Here is a 14,528-nt window from a genome sequence, read left to right as displayed (position 1 = left end):
AAAATAATATTTAGTGTTTTTATAACTCTTTTGCAATATCTTCTAATGTTTCTAATATTTTGTCTTTATCTTTTATAATAAATTTTCTTCCCTGTTCAGTAAGCTCAGCTGATTTTCCTATCTTTAATATTATTTCTTTTATGTTTTTAAACTTTGTATGTTTTACAGCACTTTGTCCGCTTGCCATATTAAACTCTTTATTAATTTTCTTCATTACAGATGATAATGTTATAGCCTTATTTTCTTTATCTTCTGAAAGCACTTTTTTTAATACATATATAAAGTTCTTATCATTTATTTCATCAGTATAATTAATTTCATTCTTATTTAAAATATTATCATTCATTTTATTTTCAAATGATTTTATAGTTTCTTCTATAGTGAATGAAGAATTATTTGATGTTGTTTTTATTTCATTTTTATTTAAAAAATCAATTACTTCATTTATATTTTGATATCCTGCCAATTTTAGGGCACTTTCTCCCTTTTGACAGAGTTTATCATTTATTTTATTGCATATATAAGATTTGGATATTTCTAAGTTTTTATTTTTATCATAAAAATCTTTTATCTCATCGGAGAAACATTGCCAAAAATCTTTTTCTTCTATTACTTTATTTTCTTTATTATAATTATTTTGTTCAATATTTTCATCTCTATTTTCTAAATTATTGATATTATTTTCAATTTCTTTATTTTGAAGTTCATTTTTTATAATTTCTTCATTTTGTTTATATTTATTTTTTTCGTTTTTATTTTCATTATTTTTTCTGCGTTTTTTAGATTCTTTATTTTTTTTATTATTTTCAATGATAGTGATAGTTTCTTTAGTTATTTCACTGCTTTTATTTTCATTAGCTTTTTTCTTATTCTTATTATCTATTCTTATTTCTGAATTATTTTCTTTAACAGCATTATCTCTGTATTTTTCTATTTTAAAAGGATCATGACAGCAGGCATTTTGAAATATATTTTTTTCAAAATTATCGGATGTTGTAACCATAGATACTATGCATCCATGCCTCATTAATTTATCCATAACAATGCTGTAATCAACATCTTTTGTTACAAATATAATAATATCTATTTTTTTATATATTATAAAATCTTCAAAGGCATCTAATGATGATTTCATATCTGCCATATTTTTTGCTTTTTTAAAAGGCACAGAATGAATTATATCAATATGCAAATCTCTTAAATGCTTTGCATATTTCTTTATGGATTTTGAATCTCCGTAAGCTTTTTTTATAGAAAATACAATATCTTCATCTTTTAATTGCTCTTTGTAATAGTCTAAAATATTTTTTAGCATTGATTTAAGATTTACATGAAAATCTAAATATCTTATATTTTCCAAATCTATATATATACCTATTTTTTTCATAATACCATCGCTATTATTTAATTATTTATTATATAGATATATTGTATAAAAAATTAATAAAAATACAATACTATTAAAGATAATTTGTGTTATTAAAAAATATATTATTTTTATGATAATTCATGTATTACAGCTTCTTTATAGTCTTTCATTATATCACGTATAAATACATCTTTAGTAAATATTGCTATAGGTATATTATATTTATTGGTATATTCTCTTATAAACGATAATGCTTCTTTTGTTCTGTTATTATCAAATGTTATAAAAGGATCATCTAATAGTATTAATCTTCCAGCTTCATGTATTTTTGTAAGTATAGAAAGACGCATAGCTATATAAACTGCATCCTTTGTAGCCGAAGATAATAATTCTACGTTTCTGCTTTCATTTTGTTTATCTTTTACGATAATTTTTGATTTGTCAAATCCAGACATTTCTATTCCGTTATCAGATAAACTTTTTCCAGTTATATGATTGTATAATACTTTAGCTTCATTAGAGAGAGAATTAAATATATCATCATTTTTTTTATTTATTTCTGACAGCATATTTTCTAATAATTCCAAAGCCTTTTTTCTTTTATTTAAGTTTTTTATCTCTTCATTATTTTCAGCAAGCTCACTTTCAAAATTTATTATGCTGTCATGTATATTATCTGTACTGTTAAGCTCTCCCTTTATATACGAAGCATTTGATATCACTTTATTCATATTTTCTTTTATAGTGTTTATTTCTTTTTCTAGTTCTTTTAATTTGTTTTCTATAGCTTTCATTTCCATTTCATTAAAACTATCTGGATTAATACCTTTATCATCAAGTTCTTTTAATATTCTATTGCAGTTTGCTTCTAATGTAGGTATATCTTTAAGTCCGAATTTTTTTGCTTCTGTGATGAGTTTAGCAAATAATTCTTCTGTATTTTTATAAACATTATCAAAATTAGTTTTTATTTCATAGTAGTTTTCTTTGTTTTTTACGTTCAGCTTATCAAAAAAACTGTTTAATTCATTATTATAATTTTCCAAATTAATAATAGTTTCTTCAAGCTGTTTTTTATAATTATTCAGCTCTTCTTCATCATCGTTTGAAAGTATAATTTCTATTTTTGCCAATTCTTTATTTAGAATATCTTTAAGAGATGATAGTTCTAAATTGTCAGTATTAATATCAAGTTCAGGAAGGGAGTCCAATATATCATTTATAAATTTTTCGTTTTTACCTTCTTTTATAAACATAAAAGGTATAGAAGGAAGAATTATTAAAAACCAATATGGATTTTTAAAATATAAACTTAAAAGTGATGATACCAAAATTACGGCAGATAAAAAAACTATTTTTGGTATTTTATTATTTTTCTCTCTTAATACATCTATTTTTTTTACAGCCTTATCTATTCTTAATCTTATGCTTTCATAATCAGTTTTTTTCTTTTCTTCTGTAGATTTTTGCAGCGGTTCTATTTTTCCTTTAATATATGCTATATTATTTTTGCATTCATCTATTTTTTTTTCCATATCATTTATCGTTTTTGAATGGTCATTTTTAAGATTGAGATTTTCTTTTATAAATTTATCTTTTTTATAAAAATCATTTATCATAGTAAGTATATTTAATGCAGCATTTTTTTCTTTTGATTTATTTTTTTCTTCTCTTAAGCTGTTTAATTTATTGTATTCATTAACTTTTTCTTTTATGATATTGTCGCTTTCTTTTAGAAGTTCATGTAACTCTTTTAATTTATCTTTTTTACTGACTTCTGTATTAGCTTTATTATATAAATTATCAAGTTCTTCTCTTATCTCTTCATTTCTGTATTTTAAATTTTTTAATTGAGCTGGTATTGCCGACTGAGATTTTCCAGAGTATTCTGCTTTTACCTCGGATATTATTTTGCCAACATCTATATCGGAAGCAAATAATTTCTTTTTTATTTCGCTTTCCCAGTCTTTGGAATCCTTTTTGCTGTCTGACATTTCAAATATTATCTCGCTTTGCCTTATTGAATATAAATTATTATAAGACTGAGGATGCATTTTTTTTGAAGGGTCTATTTCTGGTATAATATTAATATCTATATCATCTCCGTATCTTGATTTTATTTGTTTTGCAAATGCTGAAGTTTTTTTATTTTCTGAGAATAAAAGCATAAGAGAATCAAATATTGTGGTTTTACCAGATTCATTTTCTCCGTAAAATAGGGTTAGTTTATCAGATATTTCAAAGGATTTATTTTTAAACTTTCCGAATTTATTTAAATTTAGTATCATTTTATTTTCCAGCCAATTATAATATAAGGCATTTTATCATTTTTAATACAAATTTCAAATTTATTAATTTTATAAATATAGAGTAAAATAAATAATTGACATTCTATCATTTTTTTATATTATAGAAATTATATAAAATATATAATAAAAAAGTAGGAATCATATGAAAAAAATTGTATTATCATTATTGTTTTTAACAGTTTCTAGTTTTAGCTTATTTGCTCAGCATGGCGGAGGAGTGGCATTATTTGTACCATTAACTGGAAGTTTTGCCTTTGCTGATGTAAGAGGGCTTGACGGCAGTAAATTAAATATATTAAAAACGAGCAGTGCTTTTGATTTTGGGGTATTAGTTCAGCCCGGATATTTTTATGATTTCGGAGGGTTATTAGGTTTTGATGTTTTGGCAGATATTGGATACTATAGAAGTTCTTATAAATATATAAACACACAGGATGCCAATGTTGTTTCATATACATTTGACAGTTTAAATACAGGCTTTATGTTTAGAGTTACAGCTTTGGTATTATCATTAGGTATAGGAACTGGTGTAAAAATACCATTAGCTGCTAATATTCAAGATGCTGATTATGGGGTTAAATTGAATAGGACTGAAATAGAAAATTCCTTTGAAACGGCAGTGATACCGTATTTGAAATTTACTATAGATTTTAAGTATAATTTAAGCAGTTTTGCCGCAGTTGCCGCAGGACTTTATTTTAATTATGATTTTGCTATGAATTATAAAAATCCTAATTATTCAAAGTATAATATACATTCATTTGATTTTGGTATACAGGTAGGTACTTATTTAGTAGGAACTAGATATTAATTTTTAATTATATTTTTATTTAATTGGTTTATAATATTTTAGCGGGAGCGGTGTATGCTTAAAGAACTTTTACAGCCTGAAATTGAAGATTTGATAGAAGAAAAAGATTGGGAGGCATTAAGAGATATACTTACATTATGGCAGGAGGTTGAAACAGCCAATTTAATAACCTCTTTAAAAAATGAAGATAAGTATAAAGTTTTTAGTATACTTCCTAAAGATTATTATTTGGGTGTATTTCCAGAGTTAGTTCCTATAGATCAGCAAAGAATAATAGAAAATATGCCTGAAGCTGATATTAAAGAGCTTTTGGAGAATATGAATCCGGATGACAGGACATATTTTTTGGAGTCTATACCAGAGGAAATGTCTGAAAATATATTAAAACTTCTAGGCAGTGAGGAGCGTGAAATAGCTTCTTGGCTTTTGGCATATCCAGAGGGCAGTATAGGACGTTTGATGACGCCAGAATATATAAGCATTAAGCCTAATTGGACAGTAGGTGAGGCATTTGAGTATATAAGAAGCAATATAGAAGATGCTGAAACCTATACTACTATATATGTTATAGATGAAAGGCGTACATTAATGGGCTCTATTACATTAAGGAAATTATTTTTTACTGATAAAAATACTCTTATATCAGAAATAACAAGCAGCTGTCCTTATATATTGGTTTATGAGGAGCAGGAAAATGCTATTGAAGTGATAAAAAAGTATAATCTTCATTCTCTTGCTGTAATTGATGACAGGCATGCTATGCTTGGTATTGTTACAGTTGATGATATACTTGATATAGCCGAAGAAGAATATACTGATGATTTTCATAAAATGGCAGGTATTACCTCAAGCGAGGATCAGTTTGATGATAATTTAAAAATAACACCTATAACAACTTTATACAAACAGAGAATATTATGGCTATTAATATTAGTATTTATCAATATATTTTCAGGAGGAGTTATAGGAATATTTCAAAATACACTGCAAAAACATATAGTATTGGTAGTATTTTTGCCATTGCTTATAGGAAGCGGAGGAAATGCTGGGAGTCAGTCTGCTACTCTTGTTATACGTTCGCTTGCTATAGGAGATGTTGTACTTAAAGATTGGTTTTATATGTTTTCAAAAGAATTAATAGTATCTTTTATGCTTGGACTTAGTATGGCTTTGGGTGCTTATGTATTGGGTATTATACGAGGAGGTTTTGAGATAGCTGCTATTGTAGGCATATCAATGTTTAGTATAGTGTTTATAGGTAGCATTATAGGTCTTTGTCTGCCTTTTATATTGACAAAATTAAATATAGATCCTGCTATAAGCGGTGCTCCTATGCTTACTTCTATATGTGATATAATAGGTACAGCAATATACTGTTCTATAGCAACTTTGGCTTTTATTATACTGAATAATGTTAATTAAGTAATATTTTTTTTATTAATTTATAAATTTTTTTTAAAAAAAATTGCTAAATTAATATTATAATTTATAATGGCAAATAAATTTTATTAATAAAAAAAATATATTTGACTATTTGGGGTTTTATATTAAATTATAAATATATAATGGGGTTTAATATTTATGAGAGAAATTGAAATAGAATTGCATGAAGCTTCAGCAAGAAATAATATATTAGCAGTAGAAATTTTATTAAAAAATAAAGATATAGATGTAAATTTAAGCAATATATTGGGGCTAACCCCATTAACTCATGCATGCAGAGCAGGGTATAAGGAAATAGTAGAACTTCTGTTAGATGCAGGTGCTGATGTAAATAAGGCGGATCAATTATATATAACCCCTCTTATGAATGCCTGTGCTAATGGTCATAGAGATATAGTAAATTTGCTTATAAAGAGAGGAGCATCAGTAAATTTAAGCAACTGCAACAGCGAAACACCTTTGCATTATGCTTGTTCTGAGAATCATTTTGATATTATAAAAATACTTGTAGAAAATGGTGCAGATGTCAATTCCAAGACAGATACTAATGTAACCCCTCTTATGTATGCCTGTCAGCAATCTAACTTTGAAGCAGTAAAATTTCTTATAGATAATAATGCCAATGTAGATGATTCTGACATATATGAAGAGACAGTATTATCTTATGCTATATCAAGCGGTAATATTGATATAGTGGAATATATACTTAATACTAATGATATAGAGATACCTAAATACTCTCTTACAATAGCAGCTATAAGCGGTAATTTATCTTTAGTTCATTATATACATTCAAAATTAGGCGGAAGTAAACATAATGTATTTTCAAGTGCATTTATATCAGCAGCTTATAATGGGCATTTAGATGTAGTAAGATATTTTTTTGATAATTCTAGGAAAAAAGCCCCTAAAGCATTGGCTATAGCCGCTTCAGCAGGTCATAAAGATATAGTAAATTATTTTCTTATGAATAAAGTTTCATTAGATGGAGTTACCGATAATGGTAAATCTGCTTTAATATCTGCTATAGAAATAGAAAATAAGGAGATTATAGATTTATTAATTAAATATGGTGCTGATGTTAATAAGGCCGATGACGATGATGTAACTCCTTTAATGTATGCATGCTATATTGGAAATATTGAGATAGTAAAAACTTTGCTTGACAATAATGCTGATGTAGATATTTATGACAGTATAGATAGAAATGCAGTAGTACATGCTATTATAGCCGGAAATATAGATATAGTAGAACTTCTTCTTATGCATGGCATGTCTTTGAATAGTGCAGAAGGTTCTATTACTCCTTTGATGTGGGCTGTTATATATGATAATTTGAAATCTGTAAAATATTTAGTAGAGAAAGGCGAAGACATAGAAGAAAATGATATTAACGGCTGGAATTCTTTTATGTTTGCATGTGCTAAGGGATATATTGATATTGTAAAATATATTTTTCAGTTATCACCTGATATTATTAATAAAAAAAGCAAATTTGATGAAACCCCTTTGATGATTGCAGCTGATAATGGAAAGCTTGATATTGTAGAATATTTGCTTAAAAATAATGCTTCTGTGAAAGATAGAAATGCTAATGGAGATACAGCATTATATATAGCTTCTTCAAACGGCTATTTTGAAATATGTGAAAAATTGGTTGAATATTATACAATAAATTATCCTAATAATGTATTTGAAAGAGAATATTTCATTGCTAAAGAAAAAGGCTACAATACTATAGCTGATTTATTTCAAAGCAAATTAAAATCATAAATATCCATTTATTTTATAAAATATATTTTGACTTTTTAATATAAATATTATATTATCTATCATCATATTTTTTATGTTCTGGACATTATTATGGCTAATAAAGAAAGACTAGGTACTATAGGTATATTTTTAACAGCATTAATTTGGGGATATAGTTTTGTAGCGGTAAAGGTTGTTGTACAGGAAATAGAACCTTTTTACCTTGTGGGATTTAGGAATTTAGCAGGCGGTATTTTTCTTTCTTTAATTTTCTTTAAAAGAATGAAAAAAATAACAAAGAGAGATATACTTCTTTCAATACCTGTAGGTGCTGCTTTATTTTTGGGTTTCTTTCTTCAAACTATGAGTTCTAAGTTTATAACAGCTTCAAAGGTAGCATTTTTCACTGGCTCTTATGTAATATTTATACCGTTTCTTGCTTGGGCATTATATAAAAAAAGACCTCATATTGCAGCATTTATAGCAGCTGTGATTACTGTTATAGGATTATATTTATTAACATCATTTGACGGGCTTGGCAGTATTAAGGCAGGAGATTTATTTGCTTTGCTTTGTGCGGTCGTGTTTGCTGTTCATTTAATACTTATAGACAAAATGCTTGAATATGTAGACGGTATAATAATGGCTTCATTACAGCTTATCGTAGCAGGTATAATATCATTATCTGCAGGAATTATCACTTCTACACCATTCGATATAAATGCTGTATCAAAAGAAAGCATGTATTCACTCATTTATTTGTCTATAGGTGCTACTGGCATAGCGTATCTTCTTCAGACAGTATCGCAGAAATATGTTAATCCAAATAAGGCTGGACTTATTTTGAGTTTAGAATCATTTTTAGGAGCTTTGGGCGGTATTATATTCATGAAAGATCCTCTTACTGTAAATTTTGTGATAGGGGGTATATGTATGATATCCGCTATATTTATATGCGAGATTGGAAGCACTATAAAAAAAACTGACTAATAGTATATTATTTATTGACAAAAATAATAAAAAATATATAATCTTTCAGTATAAATACTATTGTTTATATGTTTCTAATTATTGATTATTCTTTAATATCATTATTTTTGATAATCAATAGGAGTATTGATAATGAAAAATCTCAAACCAAAAGCAAAAAAGTTTTCTTATCCTATTTCATCTCTATTGAGGTGATTTTATCTTTTTTACAAGTTCAATTAGTTTTCTAAAGAAATATCATAATAATATTATTTTTTTAAAATATTATTAGTTTAATAAATAAAAAAATCGTAATAAATATTTAAGGAGATTTCTCAATATGAAAATCGTTAATTCGTGGAATGATTTTGACCCGTTAAAACATGTTATAGTAGGAAGAGCTGACAACTGCTGTATAGCTCCATCTGAACCTGCATCTAAAGCTAAAGTACCTTTAAACAGCCCTATGAGAGGTATGACAGGTCCAAGACCTTTAGATACAGTAGAAAAAGCAAATGCTCAGTTAGATAATCTTTGTAAAATATTAGAACAGCATGGAGTAAAAGTTGACAGACCTACTCCTCTTCAATGGAATCAGGCTGTTGTAACACCTCATTTTATGACTGGAAGTATGTTCGGCTGTATGCCTCCTAGAGATGTACTTCTTACTATAGGTAATGATATAATAGCAGCACCTATGTCATTCAGATCAAGATATTTTGAGTATTTAGCTTATTCACCAATACTTAGAAAATATTTTGATGAAGATCCTGATTTCAGATGGATATCAGCACCTCGTCCGGAACTTGGCGATGCTAGTTATGATATGCATTATTTTGACGGCGATGTAACAGAAGAGGTATTACTTGAAAGAACTGCTAAACTTCATATGGTAACTACTGAACATGAAATACTTTTTGATGCTGCTGATGTTATGAGATTAGGTAAAGATTTATTCTGTCAGCATGGACTAACAACAAACAGAAAAGCTATGGAATGGTTAAGAAGACAATACCCAGATTTCAGAGTACATGCTGTAAACTTCCCTGGAGACCCTTATCCAATTCACATTGATGCTACATTTGTACCATTAAGACCTGGTTTGATAATTAATAACCCTACTAGAAAACTTCCTGAAGAACAAAGAAAAATATTTGAAGCTAATGGCTGGGAAATAGTTGATGCTGCACAGCCTGCACATGAAACTCCTCCTCCTCTTTGTTATTCAAGTGTTTGGCTTTCTATGAACTGTTTGGTATTAGACCATAAAACAGTATTGGTAGAAGCAAGCGAAGTACATCAGTTGGAACAGATGGATAAACTTGGTATGAATGTTATACCAGTACCATTTAGAGATGCTTATCCATTTGGAGGCGGTTTGCATTGTGCTACTGCTGATGTTTACAGAGAAGGTTCTTGTGAGGATTATTTCCCTAAACAAGTTGAAGATCCTACTTTGGTTACATACAAAAAATGGAGCTGATTTATAAATTATAATTTTTAATAATTTTATTAGGGGGCATTGAATGCTCCCTTTTCTATATTTATGTATGTGGTATAAATTAATATATTTATAATTAATAATATATTAAAATTATTGTAATTTATTGGAGCATGTTTATGAAAGTATATGAAATTTTTTTTAGTCCAACAGGAGGAACAAAAAAAGCTGCTGATGCTGTTGCTGAAGAAATAGTAAATAATATTGACAGCAGTATTTTAGAAAAAGTCGATTTGACAGATTATAACTTTGATTTTTCATCTTTAAAAATAGATAAAGATGATATTGCTGTTATTGCTGTACCTGCATATGCGGGAAGAGTACCAAGTACGGCATCAAAACGCATACTTCAAATACAAGGAAATAATGCCAAAGCAGTTATTATATGCACTTACGGAAACAGGGCATATGATGATACTATGATAGAGCTTTATGATATAGTAAGCAGCTTAAACTTCAAAATTGTTTCTGCTGCTGCTGCCGTTGCAAGGCATTCCATAGCTATTAAATATGCTTCTAATCGTCCTGATGAAAATGATATAAAAAAGCTTAAGGAGTTTGCTTATAATACAATAAAAGCGTCTTCATTTTTAGATGATAATAAATTAAATGGAAATCGTCCTTATAAAAAGATGAGCAATGTTCCTTTAGTGCCTAAAACAAGCAGTAAGTGTACTAATTGTAAGTTATGTGCTAAAAAATGTCCTGTTCAGGCTATAGATATTAATAATCCTAAAATAATAGATAAAACTAAATGCATATCTTGTATGAGATGTGTTCATATATGTCATTGTTCTGCTAAAAGTGTTAATAAATTTATGTTATTTTTAGTGAATTTAGCTTTGAAAAAAACATGTTCTAAGGCAAAAGATTATGAATTTTATATATAACTTACTATGAAAAATGATTTTGTATTTAGCCTTTAATGTAAATTATTTTTTTAATAAAAAAAATTAATTTTCAAGTTAAAAATAATACATATGCATGGTATATGTTTGCAAAAATATTATTTATGTATTAAACTATATAGATAGTAATTTTATTTTTAAAGAGGTTTTTTTATTATGGCATCATTTATGGATAATTTGAGAGAAAAAGTAAAATCTAATCCTAAAACTATAATATTGGCTGAAGGATATGATGAAAGACATGTTAAAGCTGCAGTTATTTTAAAGAAAGAACAGTTAGTTAAAGGAGTTATATTAGTTGGAGACACTTCTAAAATAGAAGCTTTGGCAAAAGAAAATGCATTAGAATTAGACGGTAATTTTGCTAAAATTTTTGACCCTAATAAAGATGCTAAAACTGAAAGTTATATTGAAATGCTTTTTAAAGCCAGAGAAAAAAAAGGTATGACTAAAGATCAGGCTAAAGATTTAATTATTAACAATTCTGTTTATACTGGTGCTGCTATGCTTGCTTCTAACGATGCTGACGGTATGGTGGGAGGAGCAGTATATGCTACTGGTGAAATGTTAAGAGCTGCTTTATTTTTAATTGGTCTTAAAAAAGGCATTAAAACTTTATCTTCTACATTCTTTATTGAAAGCCCGGACAAATCTTTATTTACAAATGGTATAGCTTGTTTTGCTGACTGTGCTGTTATACCTGATCCTACTTCTGAACAGCTTGCTGATATTGCTGAATCTACTGCTGAATCTTATAGAGTTATGACTGGTTTAGAACCAAAAGTTGCTTTGCTTTCTTTCTCTACAAAAGGTTCTGCTAAACATGAAAGTGTTGATAAGGTGATAGAAGCTAAAAAAATATTAGATTCACGTAATGTGAAATTTGATTATGACGGCGAAATGCAGTTTGATGCTGCTATAGTTGAAAAAGTAGGTGCTCAAAAAGCTCCTAATTCTCCTATTAAAGGTAATGCTAATGTGCTTGTATTCCCAGAATTAAATGCTGGAAATATCGGATACAAAATAGCTCAAAGAGTAGGTAAATGTACTGCTATAGGTCCTATGCTTCAAGGTATTGCTAAACCTGCTAATGACCTTTCAAGAGGCTGTTCTGCTCAGGATATAGCTGATTTGGCAGTATTAACTTCTTTACAAGCTATGTAATGAATTTTTTATTTTAATTTATATAAAAAGCCTTGATATTTTAATAATATTGGGGCTTTTTTGTAGGATTATTTTAGTTATTTTTTTGTTATATAAATAAATATCTATTTCTGTATTTTTATAATTGTATATATTTTTTGAATACTTAAATTAATTATTATCTTACTAATATTAATATAAAAAATGTGAAAAGATTAAGAGTTGAATTAGTGAATTTTATATATCTGAAAAATTAATGCATTATAACCTTATTTCTTCCAAGATGTTTAGCTTCATACATAGCCGAGTCAGCATTTTTAATTGTTTCTGCTATAGGCTTTTTTGAAGTACCCTTATGCTCTGCTATTCCTACACTCACTGTAACATTTATTATAGTAGATTCATAGTTGAACCTCTTTTTTTCTACAGTTTTGCGTATTCTTTCTGCCACTATATATGCCTGCTCTTTTTTAGTATTAGGGCATATTACTATAAACTCTTCACCGCCGTAACGTATAGCAACATCGCTTTTTCTAAGCATATGTATATTATTATCAGAAGCATTGCTTAAAAGTTTGCCTATTTCATGAAGAACTAAATTTCCGCAGTCATGTCCGTATATATCATTAATATCTTTAAAATGATCCAAATCCATAAATATTATAGAAATGCTGTATTTGTATCTTTTTGCTCTGTCAACTTCTTCTTCTATTACTTTATTAAAATAACGCACATTAAATAGTCCGGTCAGCGGATCTATTGTAGACTGAGCATGAAGAGTATCTATTTCTTTCATAAGTTTTTTTATGACTTTGTCTTTTTCTATAGAAGATTTTTTTTCTATCTCATTTACACTGAAGCTAATATTACGTATTTTGATTTTTATTACGTTTTCAAATAAATCGTAGATATTTACAACACCTATAGGATAATTATCTGAGTTTATGATGACTAAATAATCTATCTTATTATCCTTCATAATATCAAAAGTCATAAGTATATCATCTTCAGGGTGTGCGATTATAAGATTTTTATTCATAAATGCAGATACTTCTTTATTGATTACGGCATTTTTAGAACTTTTTTTTGATATATCTTTGAGAACATTTACTAAAATATTATCGCAATTTATAACGCCTACAATTTTATCAGAATCGTTTACAACAGCTAGTATTTTATTAGAAGATTTAGATGCAATAGATACCAACTCTAATAGATTAGAGTCTTTCTTTATCACTCCAATACGATTTTCCATTATGGATTTGATAATACTTCTATACATTAAAAATACCTTAAAATAAGATACAGCCTTGAATCAATATTAACATATATATTTTTTTTTTCAATATATTTTTAATACATATAATCTTGATTTTTTTGTTTTATAAAGTATCATATTAAAAAGTTTGTATTTGATATTAAAGATTTAAATGAAAAAGATAAATATTATTATAGTAATGATTTGTTTATATCCAAGCCTTGTTTTTGCTGATATAACTACTCTTTTTAATATGGATATATATGAAAGAGAATTGTCAGTAAATACAAATACTGGTATTTATAGTAATGAGCTTTTTATAGAACAAACTGCTTTAGGAGGATTTAATCATATAAAATTTAATTTAGAAACCAGATTATACTATAGATTGTATATGTATAAAAATGCCACTAATTTTTTATTCAAAGGTACTAAAGCAGATTTTGGTGTAGAAAATAATTTTTCTTTATCTTCAGATATGATTGGGGTATTTGCTGATATCAGACCATTATCATTTTTTGGTGTTAGAATAAGCGGATATGCTGACTTTATGTTTAATATTATGAACTTTGGATATGCTGGTTTTGACAGTAAAGATGTCAGCTATTCTTTTGATGAACTTTATGCTATGAAGAAAGGAAATGCTTTTGGTTATATAATAAATATTGCTCCTTATTTTATATTTAAGTTTAATAATTTTGTTCTGATAAATAATTTAAATATTTCATATGTTAATGTTGGAGATAAAGAATATTATTATGACCCGAGAACTGCTGTACTTCATAAAAAAAGTGAGTTTGAATTGATTAATGATTTTTTTCTATTGGGCAGAATTAGTTTATTTTATATAGGGGGATATTACGGACTTACTTATTTGATTAATTCTAAGCATTTATCGCATAAATTAGGCATAGCAGCTATGGTCAATTTTAAATTTTTGAAAGAAAGATTATTATTTAATATAGGAGCTTCAGCTGGTCTGCATGTAGGGCTTCCTTATTATAATAATGATACTTTTATAGAGCTTAAAATGTCATTAGCTTATAAAATATTATAAATAATTTT

11 protein-coding genes are annotated in these 14,528 nt (G+C 27.3%); 8 read left to right on the top strand and 3 right to left on the bottom strand.

Going from position 1 to position 14,528, the window contains the following annotated elements:
* Nucleotides 1-19: 19 nt before the first annotated feature.
* Complete coding sequence (locus BMUR_RS02145; RefSeq protein WP_013112952.1) at nucleotides 20-1,387, bottom strand: NYN domain-containing protein; 1,368 nt, start codon at nucleotides 1,385-1,387, stop codon at nucleotides 20-22.
* 110 nt (nucleotides 1,388-1,497) lie between these two features.
* A complete protein-coding gene (locus BMUR_RS02140; protein WP_013112951.1) occupies nucleotides 1,498-3,657 on the bottom strand; it encodes an ATP-binding protein in 2,160 nt (719 codons plus the stop codon).
* A gap of 163 nt (nucleotides 3,658-3,820) precedes the next feature.
* On the opposite strand from BMUR_RS02140, the gene BMUR_RS02135 reads away from it, so the two are divergent.
* From BMUR_RS02135 to pta, 7 genes are all read left to right on the top strand, one after another.
* Nucleotides 3,821-4,489, top strand: coding sequence for a hypothetical protein (locus tag BMUR_RS02135; RefSeq protein ID WP_013112950.1), 669 nt, complete (start codon nucleotides 3,821-3,823; stop codon nucleotides 4,487-4,489).
* Nucleotides 4,490-4,543: 54 nt separating this feature from the next.
* Nucleotides 4,544-5,911 (top strand): magnesium transporter, encoded by a 1,368-nt coding sequence (gene mgtE / locus BMUR_RS02130; RefSeq protein ID WP_013112949.1) that lies wholly within the window; start codon nucleotides 4,544-4,546, stop codon nucleotides 5,909-5,911.
* Between the two features lie 159 nt (nucleotides 5,912-6,070).
* Nucleotides 6,071-7,705 (top strand): ankyrin repeat domain-containing protein, encoded by a 1,635-nt coding sequence (locus BMUR_RS02125; RefSeq protein ID WP_013112948.1) that lies wholly within the window; start codon nucleotides 6,071-6,073, stop codon nucleotides 7,703-7,705.
* Between the two features lie 90 nt (nucleotides 7,706-7,795).
* Nucleotides 7,796-8,674, top strand: a complete 879-nt coding sequence (locus tag BMUR_RS02120) for a DMT family transporter (RefSeq protein ID WP_013112947.1) — start codon at nucleotides 7,796-7,798, stop codon at nucleotides 8,672-8,674.
* A gap of 319 nt (nucleotides 8,675-8,993) precedes the next feature.
* Entirely contained in the window at nucleotides 8,994-10,136 is a 1,143-nt protein-coding gene (locus tag BMUR_RS02115) for a serine/threonine protein kinase (protein WP_013112946.1), read from the top strand.
* A gap of 137 nt (nucleotides 10,137-10,273) precedes the next feature.
* A complete protein-coding gene (locus tag BMUR_RS02110) occupies nucleotides 10,274-11,044 on the top strand; it encodes a 4Fe-4S binding protein (RefSeq protein ID WP_013112945.1) in 771 nt (256 codons plus the stop codon).
* 174 nt (nucleotides 11,045-11,218) lie between these two features.
* Nucleotides 11,219-12,226 (top strand): phosphate acetyltransferase, encoded by a 1,008-nt coding sequence (gene pta, locus BMUR_RS02105; RefSeq protein ID WP_013112944.1) that lies wholly within the window; start codon nucleotides 11,219-11,221, stop codon nucleotides 12,224-12,226.
* Between the two features lie 232 nt (nucleotides 12,227-12,458).
* Here the strand turns inward: pta and BMUR_RS02100 are convergent, their stop codons facing one another.
* Complete coding sequence (locus BMUR_RS02100) at nucleotides 12,459-13,487, bottom strand: diguanylate cyclase (protein ID WP_013112943.1); 1,029 nt, start codon at nucleotides 13,485-13,487, stop codon at nucleotides 12,459-12,461.
* A gap of 148 nt (nucleotides 13,488-13,635) precedes the next feature.
* On the opposite strand from BMUR_RS02100, the gene BMUR_RS02095 reads away from it, so the two are divergent.
* A complete protein-coding gene (locus BMUR_RS02095; protein ID WP_013112942.1) occupies nucleotides 13,636-14,520 on the top strand; it encodes a hypothetical protein in 885 nt (294 codons plus the stop codon).
* Nucleotides 14,521-14,528 lie beyond the last annotated feature (8 nt).

The sequence above is a fragment of the Brachyspira murdochii DSM 12563 genome, from assembly GCF_000092845.1.
Lineage (GTDB): Bacteria > Spirochaetota > Brachyspiria > Brachyspirales > Brachyspiraceae > Brachyspira > Brachyspira murdochii.
Note: the sequence above shows the minus strand (reverse complement) of the source record. Positions and strands in the feature narration are given on the sequence as shown.

What these genes read in the sequence shown, in the direction of transcription:
- BMUR_RS02145 (WP_013112952.1), bottom strand. Translation starts at nt 1,387, where the DNA reads ATGAAAAAAATAGGTATATATATAGATTTGGAAAATATAAGATATTTA.
- BMUR_RS02140 (WP_013112951.1), bottom strand. Translation starts at nt 3,657, where the DNA reads ATGATACTAAATTTAAATAAATTCGGAAAGTTTAAAAATAAATCCTTT.
- BMUR_RS02135 (WP_013112950.1), top strand. Translation starts at nt 3,821, where the DNA reads ATGAAAAAAATTGTATTATCATTATTGTTTTTAACAGTTTCTAGTTTT.
- mgtE (WP_013112949.1), top strand. Translation starts at nt 4,544, where the DNA reads ATGCTTAAAGAACTTTTACAGCCTGAAATTGAAGATTTGATAGAAGAA.
- BMUR_RS02125 (WP_013112948.1), top strand. Translation starts at nt 6,071, where the DNA reads ATGAGAGAAATTGAAATAGAATTGCATGAAGCTTCAGCAAGAAATAAT.
- BMUR_RS02120 (WP_013112947.1), top strand. Translation starts at nt 7,796, where the DNA reads ATGGCTAATAAAGAAAGACTAGGTACTATAGGTATATTTTTAACAGCA.
- BMUR_RS02115 (WP_013112946.1), top strand. Translation starts at nt 8,994, where the DNA reads ATGAAAATCGTTAATTCGTGGAATGATTTTGACCCGTTAAAACATGTT.
- BMUR_RS02110 (WP_013112945.1), top strand. Translation starts at nt 10,274, where the DNA reads ATGAAAGTATATGAAATTTTTTTTAGTCCAACAGGAGGAACAAAAAAA.
- pta (WP_013112944.1), top strand. Translation starts at nt 11,219, where the DNA reads ATGGCATCATTTATGGATAATTTGAGAGAAAAAGTAAAATCTAATCCT.
- BMUR_RS02100 (WP_013112943.1), bottom strand. Translation starts at nt 13,487, where the DNA reads ATGTATAGAAGTATTATCAAATCCATAATGGAAAATCGTATTGGAGTG.
- BMUR_RS02095 (WP_013112942.1), top strand. Translation starts at nt 13,636, where the DNA reads ATGAAAAAGATAAATATTATTATAGTAATGATTTGTTTATATCCAAGC.